The 23,582-nt window shown below is 33.4% G+C and carries 21 protein-coding genes and 1 tRNA gene; 10 read left to right on the top strand and 12 right to left on the bottom strand.

The window, feature by feature from the left end; translation table 11 throughout:
* Positions 1-155: 155 nt before the first annotated feature.
* Positions 156-437, top strand: coding sequence for an N-acetyltransferase (locus ACUSJC_RS12215; protein WP_449269850.1), 282 nt, complete (start codon positions 156-158; stop codon positions 435-437).
* A gap of 7 nt (positions 438-444) precedes the next feature.
* On the opposite strand, the gene xerA is transcribed toward ACUSJC_RS12215, so the two are convergent.
* From xerA to ACUSJC_RS12200, 3 genes are all read right to left on the bottom strand, one after another.
* Positions 445-1,368 carry a site-specific tyrosine recombinase/integron integrase gene (gene xerA / locus ACUSJC_RS12210; protein ID WP_449269849.1) on the bottom strand — a complete coding sequence of 308 codons (924 nt, stop codon included), beginning with the start codon at positions 1,366-1,368 and terminating at the stop codon, positions 445-447.
* A 78-nt stretch (positions 1,369-1,446) separates the two neighbouring features.
* Positions 1,447-1,953, bottom strand: a complete 507-nt coding sequence (locus tag ACUSJC_RS12205; protein WP_449269848.1) for a porin family protein — start codon at positions 1,951-1,953, stop codon at positions 1,447-1,449.
* Positions 1,954-2,094: 141 nt separating this feature from the next.
* Entirely contained in the window at positions 2,095-2,715 is a 621-nt protein-coding gene (locus tag ACUSJC_RS12200; RefSeq protein ID WP_449269847.1) for an outer membrane beta-barrel protein, read from the bottom strand.
* Between the two features lie 427 nt (positions 2,716-3,142).
* On the opposite strand from ACUSJC_RS12200, the gene ACUSJC_RS12195 reads away from it, so the two are divergent.
* The 3 genes from ACUSJC_RS12195 (at position 3,143) to ACUSJC_RS12185 (ending at position 6,675) form a co-directional block, all read left to right on the top strand.
* Positions 3,143-3,703, top strand: coding sequence for a porin family protein (locus ACUSJC_RS12195; RefSeq protein WP_449269846.1), 561 nt, complete (start codon positions 3,143-3,145; stop codon positions 3,701-3,703).
* A gap of 77 nt (positions 3,704-3,780) precedes the next feature.
* A complete protein-coding gene (gene aroQ / locus ACUSJC_RS12190) occupies positions 3,781-4,197 on the top strand; it encodes a type II 3-dehydroquinate dehydratase (RefSeq protein WP_449269845.1) in 417 nt (138 codons plus the stop codon).
* A gap of 12 nt (positions 4,198-4,209) precedes the next feature.
* A complete protein-coding gene (locus ACUSJC_RS12185; RefSeq protein WP_449269844.1) occupies positions 4,210-6,675 on the top strand; it encodes a DUF5686 and carboxypeptidase regulatory-like domain-containing protein in 2,466 nt (821 codons plus the stop codon).
* Between the two features lie 77 nt (positions 6,676-6,752).
* Here the strand turns inward: ACUSJC_RS12185 and murA are convergent, their stop codons facing one another.
* From murA to ACUSJC_RS12170, 3 genes are read right to left on the bottom strand one after another with little or no spacing between them, the layout of a single operon-like run.
* Entirely contained in the window at positions 6,753-8,063 is a 1,311-nt protein-coding gene (gene murA, locus ACUSJC_RS12180) for a UDP-N-acetylglucosamine 1-carboxyvinyltransferase (RefSeq protein WP_449269843.1), read from the bottom strand.
* Between the two features lie 9 nt (positions 8,064-8,072).
* Positions 8,073-8,762 carry a DUF4290 domain-containing protein gene (locus ACUSJC_RS12175; protein ID WP_449269842.1) on the bottom strand — a complete coding sequence of 230 codons (690 nt, stop codon included), beginning with the start codon at positions 8,760-8,762 and terminating at the stop codon, positions 8,073-8,075.
* Positions 8,763-8,764: 2 nt separating this feature from the next.
* Entirely contained in the window at positions 8,765-9,049 is a 285-nt protein-coding gene (locus ACUSJC_RS12170; protein ID WP_449269841.1) for a DUF493 family protein, read from the bottom strand.
* Between the two features lie 124 nt (positions 9,050-9,173).
* On the opposite strand from ACUSJC_RS12170, the gene ACUSJC_RS12165 reads away from it, so the two are divergent.
* The 5 genes from ACUSJC_RS12165 to ACUSJC_RS12145 all read left to right on the top strand — a co-directional run bounded on the left by ACUSJC_RS12165 (position 9,174) and on the right by ACUSJC_RS12145 (position 13,695).
* Entirely contained in the window at positions 9,174-9,716 is a 543-nt protein-coding gene (locus tag ACUSJC_RS12165; RefSeq protein WP_449269840.1) for an AAA family ATPase, read from the top strand.
* Between the two features lie 8 nt (positions 9,717-9,724).
* Positions 9,725-11,629, top strand: coding sequence for a RecQ family ATP-dependent DNA helicase (locus tag ACUSJC_RS12160; RefSeq protein ID WP_449269839.1), 1,905 nt, complete (start codon positions 9,725-9,727; stop codon positions 11,627-11,629).
* Positions 11,617-12,564, top strand: a complete 948-nt coding sequence (gene fmt, locus ACUSJC_RS12155; RefSeq protein WP_449269838.1) for a methionyl-tRNA formyltransferase — start codon at positions 11,617-11,619, stop codon at positions 12,562-12,564. Before ACUSJC_RS12160 ends, fmt begins: the two co-directional genes overlap by 13 nt.
* Positions 12,565-12,740: 176 nt before the next feature.
* Positions 12,741-13,013 (top strand): HU family DNA-binding protein, encoded by a 273-nt coding sequence (locus ACUSJC_RS12150; protein WP_449269837.1) that lies wholly within the window; start codon positions 12,741-12,743, stop codon positions 13,011-13,013.
* Between the two features lie 121 nt (positions 13,014-13,134).
* Positions 13,135-13,695 carry a YqgE/AlgH family protein gene (locus tag ACUSJC_RS12145; RefSeq protein WP_449269836.1) on the top strand — a complete coding sequence of 187 codons (561 nt, stop codon included), beginning with the start codon at positions 13,135-13,137 and terminating at the stop codon, positions 13,693-13,695.
* Here ACUSJC_RS12145 and ACUSJC_RS12140 read toward each other — a convergent pair.
* A complete protein-coding gene (locus tag ACUSJC_RS12140) occupies positions 13,692-14,531 on the bottom strand; it encodes an aminotransferase class IV (RefSeq protein ID WP_449269835.1) in 840 nt (279 codons plus the stop codon). The genes ACUSJC_RS12145 and ACUSJC_RS12140 overlap by 4 nt on opposite strands.
* 57 nt (positions 14,532-14,588) lie before the next feature.
* The gene (locus tag ACUSJC_RS12135; protein ID WP_449269834.1) at positions 14,589-14,981 is read right to left on the bottom strand and encodes an START-like domain-containing protein; all 393 of its coding nucleotides are present in this window, start codon (positions 14,979-14,981) and stop codon (positions 14,589-14,591) included.
* A gap of 155 nt (positions 14,982-15,136) precedes the next feature.
* Here ACUSJC_RS12135 and ACUSJC_RS12130 point away from each other — a divergent pair.
* Positions 15,137-15,210, top strand: a tRNA-Met gene (locus ACUSJC_RS12130).
* Between the two features lie 138 nt (positions 15,211-15,348).
* Here the strand turns inward: ACUSJC_RS12130 and ACUSJC_RS12125 are convergent.
* The 4 genes from ACUSJC_RS12125 to ACUSJC_RS12110 all read right to left on the bottom strand — a co-directional run bounded on the left by ACUSJC_RS12125 (position 15,349) and on the right by ACUSJC_RS12110 (position 23,487).
* Positions 15,349-17,385 carry a heavy metal translocating P-type ATPase gene (locus tag ACUSJC_RS12125; RefSeq protein WP_449269833.1) on the bottom strand — a complete coding sequence of 679 codons (2,037 nt, stop codon included), beginning with the start codon at positions 17,383-17,385 and terminating at the stop codon, positions 15,349-15,351.
* Entirely contained in the window at positions 17,385-18,608 is a 1,224-nt protein-coding gene (locus tag ACUSJC_RS12120; protein ID WP_449269832.1) for an efflux RND transporter periplasmic adaptor subunit, read from the bottom strand. The genes ACUSJC_RS12125 and ACUSJC_RS12120 overlap by 1 nt, the downstream gene beginning before the upstream one ends.
* Positions 18,609-18,647: 39 nt before the next feature.
* Entirely contained in the window at positions 18,648-23,018 is a 4,371-nt protein-coding gene (locus tag ACUSJC_RS12115; protein WP_449269913.1) for a CusA/CzcA family heavy metal efflux RND transporter, read from the bottom strand.
* A gap of 142 nt (positions 23,019-23,160) precedes the next feature.
* On the bottom strand, positions 23,161-23,487 hold the full coding sequence (locus ACUSJC_RS12110) for a DUF6660 family protein (protein ID WP_449269831.1): 327 nt from the start codon (positions 23,485-23,487) through the stop codon (positions 23,161-23,163).
* Positions 23,488-23,582 lie beyond the last annotated feature (95 nt).

Genomic DNA, 23,582 nt, shown 5'->3' with positions numbered 1-23,582 from the left:
TTTACCAAATTTAACTTTCTATTAAAAACTTAAATAGTTTTATGTTATATTCATTTGAATTTGATAATCAAATTAGTAATTTTGCATTGTAATTGAAATTTATTTTTGATTCGATACGAAATCACTCCACGTTCTACCGTAAAAATACTTTTCAGATGGAAATAAAAGATAATGAACTGCTAAGACATTTTGAAGTAACTACAGATGAAGGTTTACTTACTATTGAATACTCTTTACAAGAAAGAAAAATTTTTTTAACCAAGCTCTGTGCAGGAAACTGTGAAGACGAGGTTATACAACAAGAATTCATTAAAAATGTTTTAGATTTAGTAAGCGAACGCAATTTAAGGGTTGTTCCTACACATTCTAAAATTGTCAGCTTTTTTAGAAAAAACAGAAAATATCAAGAAATGCTTCCTCCGGGAATAAAGATTTAAACCGTCTTTATTTTTTTCTAGGGTGGTAATTTTCTATTACTTCTGATAAAAATTTGCGATCTAAGTGCATATACACTTCTGTCGTAGTAATCGACTCGTGCCCTAACATTAACTGAATAGAGCGCAAATCAGCTCCGTTTTCCAATAGATGCGTTGCAAAAGAATGACGAAATGTATGCGGAGAAATCACCTTCTTTAAGCCAATTTTTTGGGCTAAATCTTTAATAACCGTAAAAACCATAGCACGAGTTAGTTGTCTTCCTCTGCGATTTAGAAAAACTGTATCTTCAAAGCCTTTCTGTACCGGAACATCACCCCTAACCTGATTAATATATTGTGCTATAATTTTTTGAGTTGATAATCCTATAGGCACAAAACGCTGTTTATTTCCTTTTCCGGTTATTTTTATAAAACCTTCTTCAAAAAACAAATCGGATAATTGTAAACTAACCAACTCCGAAACACGCAAACCACAACTATATAAAGTTTCTAACATGGCTTTGTTACGCATATTGACCATGTTTTTCTCTTTGTTTTCATCTATTTGAATAGGAATCGCTGCGATCAACTCGTCTATTTCTTCAGTAGAAAGTGTATCAGGCAATTTCCGTCCTACTTTAGGCACTTCTATCAACTCCATAGGAGAATCTTCTCTATAATCTTCAAAAACCAAATAACCAAAAAAACTCTTTAAACCAGAAATGATTCGTGCTTGACTAGTGGCATTAACTTTTTGAGCCAATTCATACACAAACTGCTGAATGACTTCTTCCTGAATACGAATAGGAGATTCAGTAACTTTCTTTTGATCTAAAAAAAGAATCAATTTTTCGATATCAAAACTATAATTGACAATAGTATTTTCAGAAAGACCTCTTTCTAAACGCAAATAGTTTTGGTATTCTTTTAAGTATGATTGCCACGTTCCCATAGCTCAAAAATAGCAATTTTTAGGCATAAAAAAACCCCGCAATTGCGGGATTTAATTTTATTTAAGAATAGTGTATTATTAGAATTTATATCCAACTCCAACAAAAAAACCACTCAATTTATATTCTAAACCATCAATATCAGATAAATCAGCTAATCCTATACTATATTTAGCATCTACAACAAAGTTTTCAGCAAAATTATATTCAGCTCCTAAGTCTAAACCATAGTTAAAAGATTTCATTCCATCTGGAACATCAGTTAAAAATGAAAAACTTGGACCAGCTTTAACACCTAACCCTTCAATAACCATATATTTAGCATGAATAGGGATTTGAACCTGATTAGCATCAGAAACTGCTATATACAATAACTCAGGTTGTACATGAAACTTATCAGATACTGTTAAATCAGCAAAACCACCAATATAAAAACCTGAATCTGACTCAGACACAGAACCAAAACCACTAACTTCAGCTTTACCTGAAAGAGAAGTGAAACCAGCTTTAACACCAAAACTTGCATCTTGAGCTTGAGACAAGCCAAAAGTTGCTAATGCAGCAACTGTAAGTAAAAATTTTTTCATTTCTATTGTATTATTAATTATAGTTGTGCGAATATAAATAACATTTTCAATTTAACAAATTTATACGCTAATTTATAAACATTATAGATACAAAAAAACCCGCCAATAGGCGGGTTCTTCTTTGATATTGTAAGTTACAAATTAGAATTTGTAGTTAACACCAAAAGTAACTGCTGTCCAATTTCCTCCAAAAGAGAAGTTATTAGTTTTCTCAGCACCATTTCCTCCGTTATCATCTGTAGAGAATCCTAAAACTCCTACTCCAGCTTCGATAGAGAAATTAGAAGAAAGGAAATAGTTCAAACCAGCACCTAACTGAGCTCCAAAAACTTTTGATTTGTAATCAGCAGCGTAGTAAGAACCATCAGTATCTACTCCATACTCATTATTATACCCCATGTAGTTAACACCTAATTCTCCGAATAAAGAGAATTTGCTAGCAGGTGTAAAATAATATCTACCAAATGCACCAACTCCGAAACCATCATTAGTTGCATCAGCAGAACCGAAATCTACTTTATCAGATTGGTATCCTACCATTAAACCTACAGCGATATTATCAGTTACAAAATAACCAGCTTTAGGAGCGATTAAAAATGAGTTTTCTTTGAAATCACCTGTTTTTGAACTATTGAAAGTTACTGCACCAGAAATAAAAACATCTCCTTTAGCAAAACCACCATTATCAGCTGTTTCAGCTTCTTGAGCATTAGCAAACGCGAAAGCGAAAATAGCTACTGCAGATAATAAAACTTTTTTCATGTTTAGTTTAAATTTTAAAAGTTAACTCGGCAAAGTTATAGGTTTTTTAAACACAAAAAACACAAGATCTACGACAAGCCTGTAACTTTTGTAACATAAAAAAAGTTATCTCTTATAAATCAATATTTTAGAAAATTAAACATTTGTTTATTTTTTCGAAATTTAATATTTCTTTCACATTTTATTAAAACACAATCAATTGTAAAATACTGATTTTCAACAAATTCCTTTAATCGATTTTTTTATACATTTTGTCGATAAAACAGCAAAAAAAGCAATTTCACAACGATAAACACTATAAAAATTGCAATTAAATACTATTTAACAGCTATTAGTTTAAGACTCCTTTTTCATTCATCAATCATTCTATTCACTAAATTTATACTAAACAACGGTAAATTATCGTTACAATATAAACCATATAATTATGAAAAAACTATTTTTTTTAGCAAGTCTGGTTTTAGTACTGTTTTCAAATACTACTATACAGGCTCAACTTTTAAAATTTGGTATCAAAGGCGGAGTAAACTTTGCTAATTATACCGGTGGTTCTGTTGAAGGTATCGATTTCAAATCTATTGCAAGTTATCATGCAGGGATTGTAACCGAACTTAGGATTTTTGACAATCTTGCACTACAACCCGAATTAGTATATACTACCCAAGGTTCTGAGTTAAAAGGATTGGGTAACCAAATTAAAAACGAACTGGGGTATTTAGCACTACCGGTTTTAGCCAAATTTTATTTAACCGATAATGGTTTAAGCTTAGAAGCGGGTCCTCAATTTTCAGTTTTGGTTAGTGAACGAAATGAAATTGATACTAGTGACACCAAGACTTTTGATTTTGGAATTGCAGGAGGTTTGAGTTATAAGTTAACAAAACACTTTTTCATCTCAGGTCGTTATGTAGCCGGTTTAACAGAAGTTAAAAAAGACGCTGATGTTAAAAATTCAGTCATACAAATCTCTGCTGGTTTTCTTTTTTAAAAAGAAAAGTCTTAAAGATATGTAAAAGCCATTCTAAAACAGAATGGTTTTTTTATTTTTACACAAATGAAGAAATCATGAAACTTATTATCATAAATGGCCCTAACCTTAATTTATTAGGAAAAAGAGAACCTGAAATTTACGGCAGTACAACTTTCGAAGACTATTTTAAAGAATTACAAAATATATTTCCAAAGCTTACTTTAGAATATTACCAAAGTAATGTGGAAGGCGAAATCATTAACAAACTACATGAAACCGGGTTTTCGTATGACGGCATCATCTTAAATGCAGGAGCCTACACGCATACTTCCATTGGAATTGGCGATGCTATTAAAGGAATTACAACTCCGGTTATCGAAGTACACATTTCAAATACATTCTCCAGAGAATCCTTTCGACACCAATCCTATATTTCTCCAAATGCAAAAGGTGTAATTATTGGTTTTGGACTTCAAAGTTACAATTTAGCCATTCAATCGTTTATAAAATAAAGCTCACTCTATATGAATAGACTTCTACTCTTTTTATTGTTCTTATCTACCACCGTTTTAGCACAAATCAAAGGAACAGTTACCGATAAAAATGGAAATCCGCTTCCTTTTGTCAACATATTTCTCGAAAACACCTACACCGGAACTTCTACCAATGAACAAGGAAAATTTGAATTATATGTAAACCAAAGTCAGAATAAATATGTAGTTGTATTTCAATATTTGGGATTCCAAACACATAAAGAAGTACTTCAAAACATTAATTTCCCTTATATTTTAGACATTACACTTCAGGAAGAAAACATGACATTGAATGAAGTTGTTGTAACTAATGGCGAAAATCCGGCTAACGATATCATTCGAAAAGCCATTGCTAATAAAAAGAAAAACACCTTAAAAACCGATAAGTTTGAAGCTGATTTTTATTCGAAAGGCATTTTCAAAGCCAAAAATATTCCGAAAAAATTCATGGGTGTCGATATTGGTGACCTTGACGGAAGTTTAGATTCCACAAGAAGCGGTGTAATTTATCTTTCGGAAACGGTTTCTAAAATCAAATTTGAAAAACCCGATAATTTGAAAGAAGAAATTATTGCATCAAAAGTAGCCGGAGACGACAATGGTTTTAGCTATAATACTGCAATGAGCACGGATTACGATTTCTATCAAAACTACATTAAGCTTTCTATTGAAATGGTTTCGCCTTTGGCTAATAATGCTTTTAATTATTATAAATATCAGTTAGAGGCAACATTTTATGACAATCGCAATCAACTAATCAATAAGATTAGGCTCACACCAAAAAGAGATAAAGAACCCGTTTTTGAAGGTTATATTTATATTGTAGAAGATTCGTGGGCGATTTATGGTGTTGATGTAGACGTAAAAGGCTACCGCATGCAAGAACCTATTTTGGAAACGCTCAATTTAAAACAAAACTTCAGTTTTAACAGCGACAACAATTTATGGGTTAAAAATGTGCAAGCTATTTCATTTGATGCCGGAATTTTCGGCATGAACTTTACCGGAAAATTTACTCATGTTTTTACCAATTATAACTTTAAAGATACTTTTGAAAAGAAAACCTTTGGCAAAGAAATTGTTTCTTTTGCCGAGAATTCCAATAAAAAAGACAATACGTATTGGGAAGCCAATCGTCAAGTGCCATTGACTGAAGAAGAAATCACCAATTACGTAAAAAAAGATAGTATTCAAACGGTTCGCAAATCAAAAACCTATTTAGATTCTATTGATGCTAAAGGAAATCGCTTTAAACCTTTGGATGTTCTTATGGGGTACACCTATAAAAACTCGTTTCACAAATGGAGTTTTAGCTACAACGGATTATCGGATATCACTTCTTTAGCATTCAATACTGTTCAAGGTTGGAATTTAGACACCGGATTTTCATTTAGAAAATGGAATGAAGAAACCGGAAAATACACTTCGGCGAGTTCTACTTTTAATTATGGTTTTGCCGAAGATCGTTTGCGCGTCAAAGGAAATTTCTATCATCGTTTCAATAACACTAATGACCTATTCTTTGCGGTTTCAGGCGGAAGCGATATTAGCCAAATCAACAATGCTAACCCTATCAGCGGTCTAATCAATTCGGTGAGTTCTTTATTCTTTAAAAACAATTACATGAAATTGTACAACAAAGAATTCTTCAGAATTTCAGCAGGAGAAGAAGTGACCAATGGTCTTTTTGTCACCGCTTCTTTGGATTACGAAAACCGTCGCCCATTATTTAACAATACAGATCAAGCCTTTGTAAAAAGTAGTGATTCTTATTTTTCAAATGATCCGTTGCAACCCTTTAATGAATTCTCAGTTCCATTTGAAAAACATCATTTGATGAAAGCAAGTTTAGGAACACGCATTCGTTTCGGACAAAAATACATCAGTCGTCCTAATGCGAAAATTAATGTACAAAACAGCGATTATCCCGTTTTGTATTTTAATTATACCAAAGCTTTTTCGGCAAGCGAAAAAAATTACGAATACGATTTGCTTTTTGCCCGCATGGACTACAATCAAACCTTTGGCAATAAAGGAGATTTTGGTTTACGCATGAAAGCCGGAAAATTCTTTAACGCTGATGGTATTTCTTTTATTGATTACAAACACTTTAACGGAAATCAAACACATATTAATATGGATAGTGATTACTTGAATAGTTTCAGCTTACTTCCGTATTACACACAATCCACAAATGATGCGTATATCGAAATGCATTTAGAACACAATTTCAAAGGTTTTATTATGAATAAAATTCCGTTACTGAATAAATTGCAATGGAATTTAATTGGTACTTTCCACCAAATTAATGTTCCCGACAGAAAACCGTATCAAGAAGTTGGTGTAGGCTTTGGAAACATCGGTTTTGGAAAGTTCCGTTTTTTAAGAGTCGATTATGTAAGAGCATATCAAGGCGGATATGTAGGTGACGGTTTTATGTTTGGTTTACAGTTTTAAATTCTTCACTAAAAATATTTAATATAAAAAAGGCTGTTTTTCAAACAGCCTTTTTTATATCTACTTTCTAATGTAAATTAAACTCTTACGATATTAGCTCCTAACGCTCTCAAACGCTCGTCAATACGTTCGTAACCTCTATCAATTTGTTCTATATTTTGAATAGTACTGAATCCTTTTGCTGATAAAGCTGCAATTAACAACGAAATTCCCGCTCTAATATCTGGCGAAGTCATAGTTGTTGCTTTTAACTGCGACTGGAAATTGTGTCCGATTACAATTGCTCTATGCGGATCACAAAGGATAATTTTGGCTCCCATATCGATCAATTTATCTACGAAAAACAAACGGCTTTCAAACATTTTTTGATGAATCAATACTTCACCTTTAGCTTGTGTAGCAACCACCAAAACAATGCTCAATAAATCAGGAGTAAATCCTGGCCAAGGTGCATCAGCAATAGTCAATATTGAACCGTCGATGTCTGTTTTAATTTGGTATCCGTCTTTGTGTGCCGGAATAAAAATATCGTCTCCTCTCTTCTCGATTGTGATTCCTAATTTCCCAAAAACATTTGGAATTTGACCTAAGTTTTCCCAACTCACATCTTTAATCGTCACTTCGCTACGCGTCATTGCTGCTAAACCGATCCATGATCCAATTTCGATCATATCCGGTAAAATGCGATGTTCGCAACCGCCTAATGCTTCAACTCCTTCGATGGTTAATAAGTTAGAACCAATACCTGAAATTTTAGCTCCCATAGCAACTAACATTTTACACAACTGCTGTAAATAAGGCTCACAAGCTGCATTGTAAATCGTCGTAATTCCTTTGGCTAAAACAGCAGCCATTACTACGTTAGCTGTTCCGGTTACTGAAGCTTCATCAAGCAACATGTATGCTCCTTTTAAACGACCTTTGGTTTCAACGCCGTAAAAATGATCTTCTCTGTTGTATCTGAATTTGGCACCAAGATTAATAAAACCTTCAAAATGCGTATCCAAACGTCTTCTTCCAATTTTATCTCCACCTGGTTTTGGAATATATCCTTTGCCAAAACGAGCCAAAAGTGGTCCCACAATCATAATAGAACCTCTCAAAGCACCACCTTCTTTTTTAAAAGCTTCGGTTTCTAAATAGTCTACATTTACTTCATCAGCTTGAAAAGTATAACTTCCATGTCCAATTTTTTGAATTTTAACACCCAAATTACCTAATAAAGTAATCAGTTTATTCACATCAATAATATCAGGAATATTCGAAATTTTTACTTTTTCGGGAGTTAATAAAACGGCACTTAAAATTTGTAATGCTTCGTTTTTTGCTCCTTGTGGAATTACTTCGCCATGTAATGGCTTTCCTCCTTCAATTTTAAATGTACCCATAGAGTGCTTTTAGTTTCGTTTGGTTTTTTGGTTATTTTTTTTCTTAAACTGAGTCTTTTGATTCGAATTTTTGTTCTGATTATTGAATTGTGCTTTGTTGGACACCTTTTTGTTCACTTTAATCAAACTTTGCGAATTAGACAATTCTTCATTTGATTTTAAAAGGTTGATTTTTCCTTCTGACAATTCGTATAAATGTTGAAAAATCACTTCGTCTTCCACTGTTTCTTTATTCCAGCTTAAATATGATTTTTTCATGTGATTGGCAATAACTAAAATTAAAGCCGATTTCATTTCGCCCTCTTCCCAACCGATAGCCACATCAATCATATATTTAATATTATTGCCATAAAAACGATATTTCGGGAAATTTTGAGGATAATCTAAATGTGCCGATCTCAAACTCAAAGCTTCACGTGAAGGAGTCGGATAAGGCGAATCTACATCCAAATTAAAATCAGCCATAATAAACAACTGATCCCACAATTTATGCTGAAAATCAGGTACGTCGCGCAAATGCGGATTAAGTGTTCCCATGACAGAAATCACATATTTTGCTGCTTTATTGCGTTCCTCTCTATCTTCAATTTGAATTAACTGATCGATTAATTTTTGTAAATGTCTTCCGTATTCGGGAATAATCAACGGCGAACGTTGCGAATTGTATTCCAAATAGGAAGAAAGTGCTTTTTGTTCCATAATTAAAGTGAAATAATGCCTTCTATGGTTGAAACTTGTTTGTATTTTTCAATGACTGCGTCAGGATTTTTCATGTGTACACTAATTGATACACTGGTATATTTTCCTGTTTTAGATTGATTGGTTTCAATAACAGCTCCCATTCCGTTAAATGCTCCTTCTACTTCTGCAATTTTCATAGGATCTGATGGCACAATAAATTTATATAAGTATTCTGAAGGCCAAAGTGATGTATTGGTTAACTCTTCTTTTAGCCTAACATAAAATTCCTCTGTTTTCTTATCCATTCTCTCTTTTAATTTAAAGCAAATATACTTCTTTCCACTCACAATTAATACTGTGAAAACTATAAAATTAAGAAACTTGAATAGATTTTCAAAAAAACTTACTTTTGTCTTTTAGAATTAAAGCATGAACAAAGAAATTATTGTTTTAGCGGGCGGTCCAAGTTCGGGAAAAACTACATTAATTGAAGCCTTAGTAGCTAAAGGCCATATTTGTTACCCTGAAGTATCTCGCGAGGTAATCAAGGAAGCACAGCGACAAGGTATTGAACAACTTTTTTTAGAAAAGCCCCTACTGTTTAGCGAATTACTTTTAGAAGGACGTGTTAAACAATACAAAAATGCCATCAATGAAGAAAGTACCACTGTTTTTTTAGACAGAGGTATTCCTGATGTTTTAGCTTATATGCATTACATTGGCGATTCGTACCCTAGTTTTTTCACCGAAGCTTGCCAAAATCATTTGTATACTAAAGTTTTTTTATTGCCACCATGGAAAGAAATTTATGTAAGTGATGCAGAACGTTATGAAAATTACGAACAAGCTGTTCTTATTCACGAGCATTTAGAAGAAACGTATAAAAGCTTTGGTTACGAATTAATTACTGTTCCTAAAGACAGCATAGAAAACCGAGTAAATTTCGTTTTAAGTCATTTAGCTACAATTTAAAACAATATATGAGCGAAGCGTTAAAAATTCTTCAAAAAGTATGGAAACACGATTCTTTTAGAGAACCTCAAGAAGCGATTATACAGTCGGTTTTAGAGGGAAACGACACCTTTGCTCTTTTGCCAACCGGCGGCGGAAAATCGGTTTGTTACCAAGTTTCCGGATTGGTTTTAAACGGAATTACGTTGGTTATTTCACCTTTGATTGCTTTGATGAAAGACCAAGTTTCAAACCTCCAAAAAAAAGACATTAAGGCAATTGCTCTCTTAGGCGGACTTTCTCAAGACGAAATCATAACACTACTTGATAACTGTCAGTTTGGAAATTACAAATTCCTATATCTTTCGCCAGAACGTTTGCAACAAGACTGGATTATAGAACGCTTGAAGCAAATCGACATCAATTTAATCGCGATTGATGAAGCGCATTGCGTGAGCCAATGGGGACATGATTTTCGTCCGGCTTATTTAAAAATTAAAAATTTAAAAGAACACTTTCCAAAAGTTCCGTTTATAGCATTAACAGCTTCGGCTACAAAAAGAGTTCAACAAGATATCATTGAAAATTTAGGTCTGGAAAAACCAAAAGTTTTCAAAAAATCGTTTTATCGCGATAATTTGGCATATCACATCATTCCAACAGACGATAAACTTTATAAAATCAAACAGATTTTAACCAAAAATCCACAGTCATCTATTATCTACGTTCGCAACAGAAAAAGTACGGTTGAATTGGCAAACCAATTGCATCATCTAGGTTTTACGACTACTTCTTTCCACGGCGGACTTCCGATAAAAGAGAAAGAAAAAAATATGGAACTGTGGATGCGAGACAAAGCTCAAGTAGTTGTTGCTACCAATGCCTTCGGAATGGGAATTGACAAACCTGATGTTAAAACGGTTATTCATTATCAATTACCTGAAAATTTAGAAAATTACTACCAAGAAGCAGGAAGAGCCGGAAGAAATGGCGTAAAATCTTTTGGAATCTTATTATTAGGCAGTAGCGATATTGAAATGGCTTCAAAACAATTTGAAGCTTCAAAAGTGGACAAAATTTTCCTAAAGGAAGTCTACAAAAAACTTAATACTTTTTTCAGAATTGCTTATGGAGAAGGTTTTGATGAAGAATTTAGTTTTAATCTGAACCAATTTTGCGCACACTATAACTTCCCGGTTGTTAGAACATTTAACGCCTTACAATTTCTTGATCGACAAGGCATTATTTCCTTGCACAATGAAAGCATTGAAAAAATAAAAATGCATTTTTTGCTGCCAAGTAAAGAAATCATTAGATACATCAGTTTACATCAAGATCAAGAAGAAATCATCACTACTATTTTAAGAACTTACAGCGGAATTTTTGAATCTGAAACAGCTATTAATACATCTTTGGTTGCTAAAAAATCAAATACTACTGAAGAAGAAGTCTTTAGAGTAATTCATGCTTTAGAAAAAGTAGGTTGTGTTGCTTTAAATATTCATAACAGCGACACTTTAATTACCTTTAATGAAGCGAGAGAAGACGATTTAACCATCAATCCTGTTATTAAGTTTTTAGAACAATACAACAACATCAAACAGCAACAATTTGATAGCGTAATTGGATATGTTACTAACGAAAAAAATTGCAATAGCAAAAAAATATTGGCTTATTTTGATGAAAAAGAGATTTCCGATTGTGGTATGTGTTCTAATTGCCTGAAACAAAAACCTATGCAAAAAACATTGGAACAGCTTTTCATTGAAATTAAAAATTTTCTAAAGCAAAAAGATGCTTCTCCTGAAGAATTGGAACATTACATCAACGCCGATAGTTCAACTCTGATAGAAGCCTTACGATTACTTTTAGACCAAAATTATATTACTTTAAATTCACAAAATCAATATACAATTTTCAAATGGAAAAATTAAAAATTGTTTTCATGGGTACTCCCGACTTTGCTGTGGGTATTCTTGACACTATATATAACAACAATTACGAAATTGCAGGTGTAATTACTGCACCTGATAAACCTGCAGGAAGAGGTCAAAAACTAAGCGAAAGTGCCGTAAAAAAATATGCTGTAGAAAAAGGGCTTAGACTTTTACAGCCTACAAACCTTAAATCAGAAGACTTTTTAGACGAATTAAGAAGTTTAGAAGCTAATTTACAGGTTGTAGTTGCCTTTAGAATGTTACCCGAAGTCGTTTGGCGTATGCCAAAATTAGGAACTTTTAACTTGCATGCTTCCTTATTACCACAATATCGTGGAGCTGCACCTATTAATTGGGCAATTATTAACGGAGAACAAAAAACCGGCGTGACAACTTTTTTTATTGATGATAAAATTGATACCGGAGCCATGATTCTTCACAAAGAAACTGCCATAGGAAAAGACGAAACTGCCGGAGAACTTCACGACCGATTAATGCATCTGGGCAGCGAAGCTGTTTTAGAAACGCTTCAACGTATCGAAAAAGGAAATGTAAGCACCACTTTACAAGAAGATAATAGCGAAATCAAAACGGCTTATAAACTCAATAAAGACAATTGTAAGGTGGATTGGAACAAAAGCGGAACAGAAATTTTCAATTTAATCAGAGGACTTTGTCCTTATCCTGCTGCTTGGACCTTTTTTAATGATGACGAAAACCAATGGAATGTCAAACTATATGATGTAGCTTTTGAACCTGAACAGCATCAATTTGCAATCGGACAAATCATTACCGGAAAAAAAGAAATGAAGATTGCTGTTACTGATGGTTTTTTAAAAATTTTCTCACTTCAATTTCCAGGAAAGAAAAAAATGCAAACCGGAGAGCTTTTGAACGGAATTCAACTTTCAGAAAAAGCAAATGCTTCTTAAGCCTTACAGGACGTGGAACGAGCAAATTTTACAGATTTACAAAAAATGTTATTAACAATTACCTTGTTTTATCAACATTTCGAGTTAAAATCCGCATAAAACCTTGCATAATTCCGTTATACAACTAAATTTGTAACACTTAAATTAAGTTTAACCAATCATAAATAATTATTATTATGAACAAATCTGAATTAATTGATGCTATGGCGGCTCACGCTGGTATCACAAAAGCGGCTGCTAAATTAGCTTTAGAATCTTTCTTAGGAAATGTAGAAGGAACTTTAAAAAAAGGTGGTAAAGTTTCTTTAGTAGGTTTTGGTTCTTGGTCAGTTTCTAAAAGAGCTGCAAGAGAAGGTAGAAATCCTCAAACAGGAACAACAATTAAAATTGCTGCTAAAAACGTTGTAAAATTCAAAGCTGGTGCTGAGCTTGATAACGCAGTAAACTAAATAAATTTTACTCGAAAGAAATATTGAAATCCTGCATTTTGCAGGATTTTTTTATTTTACGACCGTTTTTCCTTGACATTTTAAGAAAACTTTAATAATTTTAAAGAAAAATCTATTAGCTATGATATCTGTTTTACCTAAGAAAGGGCATTTGCTGATAGCAGAACCTTCAACATTAGGAGATGTATCTTTTAACCGCTCCATTATCCTTTTAGCAGAACATAATGAAGATGGTTCTATTGGTTTCATTATCAATAAACCATTAGAATATGTCATTCATGATCTTGTGCCGGAAATTAAAGCTGATTTTACAGTCTACAATGGTGGACCTGTAGAGCAAGACAATTTGTATTTTATACACAATGTGCCGGAGATGATACCTAATAGCGTTGAAATTGCCAATGGAATTTATTGGGGAGGTGATTTCGATTCTACTCTAAATCTTATTAATGAGGGAAAAATAACTAAAAAAAATATTCGCTTCTTTTTAGGCTATAGCGGTTGGGGAGTACAACAATTAGACGATGAATTAAAAGAAAACGCTTGGATTGTTACTGAAAACAATTTAAGAGCTAAACTTTTAGCCAAACCTGTTCAGCATTTTTGGAAAGAAAAAATGAAAGAACAAGGTGGTGAATATATTCTTTTTTCTAATGCTCCCTCTGATCCCATGTTAAACTAAAGAAACAATGTTGCGTTTAACTGAGCTAAAACTTTTTTTGCAAAATCATTTTTGAATGTTTTTTTGCGATATTGAGCTACGGGCTGAATACCTGTTATAACATTGGTTAAGAAAATTTCATCTGCTTTTTGTAAATCAAAAGGGGAAATGGATTTTTCTACCATCTGAATATCCGTCATTTTAGCAACAACTTTAAGCACATTTTTTCTCATGATTCCATTTAAACATCCATCTGCTATAGGAGGCGTAATTAATTGGTTTCCCATTAGCATAAATACATTGGATTGCAAGGCTTCAACAATATTCTTTTCATCATTTACCAACAAACAATTAGCATAGCCGTTTTCATTTGCAAAAATGCTTCCGGCAACATGAATCATTTTATTATTGGTCTTCAATGTAGAGAATAATTGCTTCGTAATATGAGCATCTTTATAAATTTCAACTTCATACGTTTCATTTTTATCAAACTGATACATTCTCGATGCTAGACTTTGAACTGTAATTAAAAAATCAACCTCATTTGTTTTAGGTAAATAAAACCCATCTCCTTTTCTAAACACCGAAAAACGGGCTCTGTAAGCAAAACTTGCAGCCAATTTTTGAATTAATTTTAATATTTCATTTTCAAAATATTCTAAAGTAAATTCCATAGGTATTTCCATTCTACAAATACGCATAGAAGCCATTAATCTAAAATAGTGTTCTTCCGCAAATAATATCTTGCCATCAACCACTCTAACAGTTTCAAAAACACTATCTCCAAATAAAAAACCTCTATTATTATCTATAGTAATACCACTATTTTCTTGAATATTTCCGTTGAAATTAACCATAAAAAAATCCCGATTTTAAATCGGGACAAATATAACCTTTATAATTTAAAATAGGAATTAAACAGAACCTAAAACCGCTTTTAAATCGGATACCTGATTTTCCCAAAGCAAACGTGATTCATTTAATTCATCTTCTTCTGCAAAATCAATTACCAATAAAGAAACGTCTTTTGTTATTTCATCCTCTAAAATTTTCATTTCAAAAAAATATTCTGTTTCAGCTCCATCTTCATCTAACCATCTAAAACGAACACGCTCTCCGGTTCGTCTAGAAATCAATTTTGCTTTTTCTTCGGAATCATTCCATATAAAGGTAAATAATTCTCCTCTTGAATTGACATTGTCAGCAAACCATTCAGATAAGCCTGAAGGAGTTGAAATATATTGATATAGTAGGGATGGTGATGCGTGTATGGGGAACTCTATTTCATATTTAACTTTTACTTCCATCTTTTATTTAGTTTTTAGATTGGAAATATATAGAGAATTATTCGAAAAAACAAAAAAGAAAAAAGCCTTAAATTTTTCTTCTAATAAATTTGCACTAAATCAAAATTGTTTTATATTTGCACCCGCATTGAGAGATGCAAGACCAACGAAAGAATGGCGAGGTAGCTCAGTTGGTTAGAGCGCAGGATTCATAACCCTGAGGTCACGGGTTCAACTCCCGTCTTCGCTACGAAAAGCAAATCCCTAAACAACAACTGTTTAGGGATTTTTTTTATTTATTCAATAAGTAAATTTTAATACTATTTTTTTTAATTGAAGTGAGGAATTTTAAAAATGATAACATTCCACAATTATTTAGATCATTGTTTTAAAACTTCATACGTTGTATACGCACTGCATTTAAAATGGCTAGTAAGGCCACACCTACATCAGCAAAAACAGCTTCCCACATGGTTGCCAATCCACCTGCACCAAGTATTAATACTATTCCTTTTACTGCAAATGCTAATGTGATGTTTTGCCAAACAATTTTCTTTGTCTGTTTGCCAATATTGATTGCCATAGGTATCTTACTTGGCTTATCATCTTGTATGACTACGTCTGCTGTTTCAATGGTGGCATCGCTACCCAAACCGCCCATCGCAATACCTACATCACTCAATGCTACAACCGGTGCGTCATTTACCCCATCGCCAACAAAAGCAACAGTCTCATTCCTAGCTTTTATTTCTTTTACCTTATTTACTTTATCTTCTGGCAACAAATCTCCAAAAGCTTTATCAATTCCTAGTTTCTCAGCAACAAATTTCACTACCGTGCTTTTATCGCCACTCAGCATAGTTGATTTTACATTGCTCTTTTTTAATTTATCAATGGTAAGTTGTGCATCTTCTTTTATACTGTCGGCAATAGTTATATAACCCACAAATTTTTTATCATACGCCACCGCAATTACAGTATAAACAATATCATTCGGGTCGAGTTTATGAGTAATCGAAAATTTATTCATCAATTTGAAATTCCCTACCAATAATTGCTTATCGTTTACTTCTGTTCTTAGTCCATGTCCTGCAATTTCTTCTACATTTTGCAACTGAATAGTGTTCGTCTTTAATCCAACAAACTGATGAATAGCTGTAGCAATAGGATGTGTACTATGTCTTTCTAAAGCATCTACCATCTGTAAAATCTCAGTTTGATCAAATGTCTTATCAAAAACAACTTCTTGCACTTTAAAAACACCTTCTGTCATGGTACCTGTTTTGTCCATTACCACGTTTTGAATATTGGCAAGCACATCTAAAAAATTGCTACCTTTAAATAAAATTCCGTTTTTACTTGCTGCGCCTATTCCTCCAAAATATCCTAAAGGAATAGAGATAACCAATGCACATGGACAAGAGATAACTAAGAAAATCAATGCTCTGTATAACCAATCTGTAAATTGATACTCTTTTACAAAAAAGTAGGGCAATAAACATATTGAAACTGCTAAAAACACTACTATTGGCGTATATATTTTTGCAAACTTGCGAATAAATAATTCTGTCGGTGCTTTTTGGGCTGTAGCATTTTGTACCAATTCTAAGATTTTACTCAACTTACTATCAGTATATGCTGTAGTTACTTCTACTTGTACAGTTGTATTTAAGTTTATCATTCCTGCCAAAACCGTGTCGCCTTTTATTTTTGTATCCGGTTTACTTTCACCTGTGAGTGCTGCGGTATTAAATGAAGCTGTTTCTGATAGTAAAATCCCATCTAATCCTAACTTTTCACCCGATCTTAACTGTATAATTGCTCCGATTTCTACATTTTCCGCTTTTACCGTTTGGGGTTGATTGTTTTGTAAAACAGTTACCTCATCAGGACGTTGGTCAAGCAAAGATTTGATATTTGATTTAGCTCTTTGTACTGCCAATGTTTGAAATACTTCTCCCACTGCGTAAAACAACATTACTGCAACACCTTCCGGATATTCTCCAATAGCAAAAGCTCCGATAGTTGCTATTCCCATTAAAAGAAATTCAGAAAATATATCACCTTTTTTAATACTTTCCAATGCTTCTTTGAATACAGGAAGACCAACGGGCAGATATGCAACAACATACCAAAGAATTCTTACCCAGTTAGTAAACCATTCTTGCTTTAGAAAATTGTCAAAATAAATGGCTATGAGCAGTAATGTTAACGAAATAATACTGGGCAAAAATATTTTTAACAGACTTTCATTACCGCTTGAGTGCTCATGGTTGTGTCCATCATCATCACTATGATTGTGTTGATGCTGTTTTTGCTGTTCAAAGGAAGTTTTATCTTCTAAACTGCAACAAGTTGTATTCTCTCGCTTATCGTATACGTGTTCATGTTTTTTATCTATATTTCCCATTAGTTTTAATTTCATTAATGTTCATGTTCACCTGTATTGGTCAATTTAGCATTGATAAAGAAAGCTCCTTTGGTCACAATCTTTGCATTACTTGGAATATCTTGTACAAAGGTTATGGCTGTGTAGCCCATATTCGTAACACCTTTTACGATTTCTATTTTTTCAAAATTCACATTATCTTTCGCTTCTTCTTTATGATTCTTTTCATTTGCTTCGTGATGATGTTCTTCATTTTCCTCGTCATGATGCTCTTCCGTTTTTTTATCTGTAACTACAAAAATATAGTCTTTACCATCCGCATTTACAATCGATTCTGTTGGTACAGCAGGTGCTGTTACATTATGCAAACTCACAACACCTGTAATATTCATTCCATCGATCAATCCTGTTTTATTACCCGTTACATTACAATGTATGGAAATAGTTTTACTGTCGTTTTCAAAAGAAGAACCAATACTGAAAATTGTAGCGTCATATTCATTCGTTGGATTATTTGTTAAGGTAAAATGAATCGTTTGCCCCACTTTTAACAGCGGTAAATCTTTTTCAAAAACATGTAAATCTAAATGTAGTGAACTATTGTCAACAATTTCAGCTATTGGTGAAGAAACATCTACATAACTACCGATTTTAGCAAATACGTTACTAATAACACCGTTTAAAGGGCTGGTAACCATTAAAGAGGATTTTAAGTTGCTTGTTGATACTGCATTGGGATTAATTCCCATTAATTGGATTTGCTGCTGTAGTGATGCTTTTCGGGCACGAAGTGTATTGAGTTCTGCCGTTGCATTTTGTAAATTCTTTAAAGCTCCTGCATTTCCTGCGTTAAGTTGTTGCTGTCTGTTTACTTCTTGCTCTGCAAAAGTAATTTTACTGCCAATAGTCAAAAATTCTTCCTGTAACTGAATGAACTGCGGATTGGCAATAGTAGCAATAACCTGTCCTTTTTGTACATGATCTCCAACTTGAACATTCAATGTTTTAACGACACCTCCATATAAAGAAGTTGCATTCCCTTTATTATTGTTAGGCACTCGCAACATACCGTTTGCTTTTATGGTTGCTGTAAGTTCTTTATTTTCTACATTTCCCAAGGTGATTCCAACAGCGTTTATTTGCTCTTGTGTAAGTGTGGCTATGGTTGCTATTCCTTCTTCATGTTCGTGTTCTTCCGAAGCTTTTTCTTTGATTTCGGCTTGGTTTGAATTCCCGCAACTTACTAGAAAAAGGGACATACAAAAAATTGAAATTATGATTTTATTTTTCATTCTTATTTACTGATTGATAATTGAATAAATGTCAATTACAGATTGATTGACTTGCTGGATACTTTTTAAATAATTCAACTGAATATCTGTTGCCGTTTGTAAAGCATATAAATATTCTACATAACTAATATCTCCCGTACGATATCCTAATTGAGCCGCCGAAATAATATCATTTGCATTAGGTAATGCTTGTTGTTGATAATATTCAAATTCTGCTACATTTTGATTATATTGTTGAATTGCGTTTTGAAACTGAGTTCCCAATAGTATTTGCTGTTGTTTTGCATTGGATTCAAAAGCCTGTTTTTGGTAATTTAGTGACTTCACTTTGGCGTGTGTTGCTGTAAATAAAGGAATAGCAATTCCTACATTTACATAACTAAATCGGTTTCCTGAATCAAAAAACTTTTCTTGTCCGTTAATGGTTTGAAAACCAATTAAAGACTGATTGGTGTACCCAATGGTAAAATCAGGAAGACCTTGTGCTTTTTCCACCTTTTTGTTTTTTTCTGCAATTATAACTTGCTGATACATCGCCTTAACAGCCGGATGATTTTTTACCGCTGCACTATCTAACAATGTGCTTAGCGGCAACGGCTGAAAATCTTTCTCAGCTACAACTTCAAACGGTTCTTGTGTGCTCATCAATGCTTGCAAACTTTGATGAGCATTTTGCAAGTACACTTCATTCTGTTTTAATAACAAATTAATTTCGCCTTGCTTTGCTTGTGCTGTACTGATTTCTACTTTTTTCGTATCTCCTGTTTCATAGCGTAATGTTGCAATGCGAATAAAATCATTATATAAACTATCCAAATGTGATAATTGTTTTTTATTGTTCTGTAAATAATGAATTTGATAGAAATAGGTTCTTACTTGATTCTTTAATTCTAAAACCGTCATTTCCTGTTGCAATTCTTTACTTTTTATTTCTTCTTTTATCAATTGTCTTTTAGCTCCAAACAATGTCGGAAATGGAATTGTTTGTGAAACTTGGAAAGATTGGTCATGCTTTACGCTGTTGTATTGTCCCAATTGAGCATTGAAATCCAATTTTGGCAATTCCCAAGATGTTCGTTTCAAACTCTGTTTTGATTTTAACTCAAAATCCTTCGCTTTGATATCTCCGTTATTTTGCAAAGCAATATTTATTGCTTCATTTATATCAATACTTCTTTTGGTTTGAGCATTAGCATTGAAACTGAAAACAGAAAACAACAATACAATTATAGTTATAGCAGGTTTCATCCTTCTTTTTTTCTTAAAGTTAATTTTTGAATTGAAAATAATGTATAGTAAAGGCAATACAAATAGCGTTAGAAATGTCGCTGTGATTAAACCTCCTATCACAACGGTTGCCAATGGTTTTTGTACTTCTGCACCTGCACCTGTGCTTAATGCCATAGGTAAGAAACCTAAACTGGCTACAGTTGCTGTCATTAATACAGGGCGTAATCTTTCTTTTGTGCCTTGTAATACTCTTTGCAGAATATCGGTAACTCCCTCTTTCTCTAATTGATTGAAAGTTCCGATTAAGACAATTCCGTTTAATACTGCCACACCAAATAATGCTATAAAACCAATACCAGCACTTATACTAAATGGCATACCTCGCAGCAATAACGCAAACACACCTCCAATAGCACTCATAGGAATTGCAGTAAAAATTAAACTTGCCTGTTTTACCGAATTAAAAGTAAAAAACAGCAATGTAAAAATGAGAAACAATGAAACAGGAACGGCAATCATTAATCGTTTGCTGGCTTTCTGTAAATTTTCAAATTGTCCGCCATAAGTAAAATAGTAACCTGTAGGCAGTTTTATTTGTGTACTCAACTTTTGTTGAATTTCCTCAACCACACTTTGCACATCTCTGCCTGCGACATTAAAACCAATTACAATTCTGCGTTTGCTGGCTTCCCGACTAATTTGCGAAGCTCCTAATTTATAATTAATCGTTGCGACTTGAGAAAGCGGAACTTGAATTCCTGTTTTAGTTGGAATGGTCAAATTATTTACATCATCAATATCTGCTCTATAAGTACTATCTAATCGTACAACTAGGTCAAAACGTCTTTCATTTTCAAAAACCTGACCTGCAATCTTACCTGCAAAAGCTGTGCTTACCACATCATTTACGCTTTCTACATTTATACCATAATTAGCAAGTCTTGTTCTATCGTATTCTATGTTAATTTGTGGCAATCCGCTTACTCGTTCTACCTGGGGTGAAGTTGCTCCATCTACCGTCTGGATTAGTTTGCTTACTTTTTCAGCATAAATTGCAAGACTATCTAAGTTTTCTCCGAAAATCTTAACCGCTACATCTTGTCGTATACCTGTCATCAATTCGTTAAAGCGCATTTGTATGGGCTGATTTTTTTCAAAAAACACTCCGGGAATAACTTCTAATGCTTCGTTGATTTCATCGGCTAGTTCGGCATAATCTTTTTTTGTTTTCCATTCTTCTTGCGGCTTTAAAATAATCATTATATCGGTAGCTTCCGGCGGCATTGGATCTGTAGGTACTTCGGCAGCACCTGTTTTCCCGACAACCATCTTTACTTCGTCAAACTTTTTGATGATTCGAGAAGCTTGCATGGATGTTTCAATACTTTGACTTAAAGAACTTCCTTGTGGCAAAATACAGTGAAAAGCAAAATCGCCTTCCTGCAGCTGTGGAATAAACTCCCCTCCTAATGTTTGAAATATAAATAAACTTATGGTAAATAACAGAACAGTTGCTCCTACAATCTCAAATTTTATTTTAATGGCTTTCTCTAAAAGAGGTTGGTATTTACTCTGTAAAAAGTTCATCATTTTATCGGAAAACGTTTCTTTATGCGACACCTTTTTTGATAAAAATAAAGCACACATCATCGGAATATAAGTCAATGACAAAATCAATGCTCCGAAAATAGCAAAACCGACTGTTTTAGCCATCGGAGTAAACATTTTTCCTTCAACTCCAACTAAGGTAAGTATCGGAATATAAACAATCAGAATGATAATTTCACCAAATGCTGCACTACTTCTTATTTTGGAGGCAGAAGTAAAAACCTCATCATCCATTTCCTGTTGTGATAATTTGTTTATCGATTTTCGTAATCCTAAATGATGTAAAGTGGCTTCTACAATAATGACCGCTCCATCTACAATTAAACCAAAATCAATGGCTCCCAAACTCATCAAATTAGCGCTTACCCCGAAAATATTCATCAAACCCAATGCAAACAACATTGATAGCGGAATAGCAGAAGCCACAATCAATCCGGCTCTTAAGTTCCCTAAAAAGAGTACTAATACAAAAATAACTATCAATGCTCCTTCAATTAAATTCTTTTCTACGGTATGAATAGCTCTGCCTACTAAATCTGTACGGTCTAAATAAGCTTCTATTATAACATCATCAGGTAACGATTTTTGAATAACAGGCAATTTTTCTTTGATTCGTTGTACGACTTCATTACTGTTTTCTCCTTTCAACATCATTACTACACCACCAACAGCATCTACTTCTCCATTATATGTTAGCGCTCCATAACGAACTGCACTTCCGAAACGAACATCTGCCACATCTTTAATGAAAATAGGAATACTGCTGCTGCTATTATTGTTTTTTACAGCTATATTTTTTACATCCTCTAGTGACGTAACCAAACCAATTCCGCGAATGAAATAAGCATTTGGCTTTTTATCAATATAAGCTCCTCCTGTATTTTGATTGTTCTGTTCAAGAGCATTAAAAATGTCAGTAACGCTTACTCCCATAGCTTTTAGTCGGTTTGGGTTTACAGCTACTTCGTATTGTTTTAGCTTACCTCCAAAACTATTGACTTCGGCTATTCCTTTTGTACCGTTAAGTTGTCGGGCAACTATCCAGTCTTGCATGGTACGCAAGTCTTTGGCGTCGTATTTATCTTCACTTCCTTTTTTGGGATGTAAAATGTACTGATATACTTCTCCTAAACCTGTACTTACAGGTGCAAGTTTAGGTGTACCAATACCTTGTGGGATATTTTCTTCGGCTTCTTTTATTTTTTCATTGACGAGTTGACGAGCAAAATAAATATCGACATCGTCGTCAAATACAACTGTAATAACAGAAAGTCCAAATCTTGAAATGCTTCGGGTTTCTTCCAGATCCGGAAGATTAGCTATACTTTGCTCAATAGGAAAAGTAACTAATTGTTCCACTTCTTGCCCTGCAAGCGTAGGACAAACGGTAATAATTTGCACCTGATTATTAGTAATATCCGGTACAGCATCAATGGGCAGGCGAGTTGCACTCCAGCTTCCCCATAAAATGAGTAATAAGGTCATTATACCAACGGCCCATTTATTTTTTATACTAAATTTTATGATATGGTCTAACAAAATTCGTTTGATTAATGATGAATACAAATAGTTTTAAACTCTTTGTGAACTGCACAAAGAGAAAATGTAATGCAAAAAAGTGACATAAAAACAAAACACATAGTGTCATGCTTGCACTTATAAGACATTAAAAAAAGATGTATTAAGCATTAATTTTAGGCGGCTGCCAAATGCTTCCATGGAAATTGGAAGTAAAAAGAAAATCTCTTTGAGGAAATGCTATTTTAGATATGATAATAAGTTTTACTGCTTTAATAGTAAAAGTAGCATATTTAGGATTTGCTGAAACACTGCAACAAGTACAAGTGCAAAACGGACTACAAACATCGTTATGATCTGACTTATGATCGTGTGATTGTGGAAGTTCTTTTATCGCAATATTACTTTTGCAATCATTATAGGCGTCACTACACGGCACTATGGATAATGCTAAAATATAGATACTGAATATATATACGAAAAACTTCATTGGAAACAAAGTTAAAAATAAGTTTGAAATCAACAAATCTTGCTTTTATAAAATTGACTTGTATTTTGCTACATTAATACATATATAGTATACTA

The organism is Flavobacterium sp. U410 (assembly GCF_053570605.1).
Note: the sequence above shows the minus strand (reverse complement) of the source record. Positions and strands in the feature narration are given on the sequence as shown.

Coding starts and splice junctions, on each gene's coding strand:
- ACUSJC_RS12215 (WP_449269850.1), top strand. CDS start 156: ATGGAAATAAAAGATAATGAACTGCTAAGACATTTTGAAGTAACTACA.
- xerA (WP_449269849.1), bottom strand. CDS start 1,368: ATGGGAACGTGGCAATCATACTTAAAAGAATACCAAAACTATTTGCGT.
- ACUSJC_RS12205 (WP_449269848.1), bottom strand. CDS start 1,953: ATGAAAAAATTTTTACTTACAGTTGCTGCATTAGCAACTTTTGGCTTG.
- ACUSJC_RS12200 (WP_449269847.1), bottom strand. CDS start 2,715: ATGAAAAAAGTTTTATTATCTGCAGTAGCTATTTTCGCTTTCGCGTTT.
- ACUSJC_RS12195 (WP_449269846.1), top strand. CDS start 3,143: ATGAAAAAACTATTTTTTTTAGCAAGTCTGGTTTTAGTACTGTTTTCA.
- aroQ (WP_449269845.1), top strand. CDS start 3,781: ATGAAACTTATTATCATAAATGGCCCTAACCTTAATTTATTAGGAAAA.
- ACUSJC_RS12185 (WP_449269844.1), top strand. CDS start 4,210: ATGAATAGACTTCTACTCTTTTTATTGTTCTTATCTACCACCGTTTTA.
- murA (WP_449269843.1), bottom strand. CDS start 8,063: ATGGGTACATTTAAAATTGAAGGAGGAAAGCCATTACATGGCGAAGTA.
- ACUSJC_RS12175 (WP_449269842.1), bottom strand. CDS start 8,762: ATGGAACAAAAAGCACTTTCTTCCTATTTGGAATACAATTCGCAACGT.
- ACUSJC_RS12170 (WP_449269841.1), bottom strand. CDS start 9,049: ATGGATAAGAAAACAGAGGAATTTTATGTTAGGCTAAAAGAAGAGTTA.
- ACUSJC_RS12165 (WP_449269840.1), top strand. CDS start 9,174: ATGAACAAAGAAATTATTGTTTTAGCGGGCGGTCCAAGTTCGGGAAAA.
- ACUSJC_RS12160 (WP_449269839.1), top strand. CDS start 9,725: ATGAGCGAAGCGTTAAAAATTCTTCAAAAAGTATGGAAACACGATTCT.
- fmt (WP_449269838.1), top strand. CDS start 11,617: ATGGAAAAATTAAAAATTGTTTTCATGGGTACTCCCGACTTTGCTGTG.
- ACUSJC_RS12150 (WP_449269837.1), top strand. CDS start 12,741: ATGAACAAATCTGAATTAATTGATGCTATGGCGGCTCACGCTGGTATC.
- ACUSJC_RS12145 (WP_449269836.1), top strand. CDS start 13,135: ATGATATCTGTTTTACCTAAGAAAGGGCATTTGCTGATAGCAGAACCT.
- ACUSJC_RS12140 (WP_449269835.1), bottom strand. CDS start 14,531: ATGGTTAATTTCAACGGAAATATTCAAGAAAATAGTGGTATTACTATA.
- ACUSJC_RS12135 (WP_449269834.1), bottom strand. CDS start 14,981: ATGGAAGTAAAAGTTAAATATGAAATAGAGTTCCCCATACACGCATCA.
- ACUSJC_RS12125 (WP_449269833.1), bottom strand. CDS start 17,385: ATGAAATTAAAACTAATGGGAAATATAGATAAAAAACATGAACACGTA.
- ACUSJC_RS12120 (WP_449269832.1), bottom strand. CDS start 18,608: ATGTCCCTTTTTCTAGTAAGTTGCGGGAATTCAAACCAAGCCGAAATC.
- ACUSJC_RS12110 (WP_449269831.1), bottom strand. CDS start 23,487: ATGAAGTTTTTCGTATATATATTCAGTATCTATATTTTAGCATTATCC.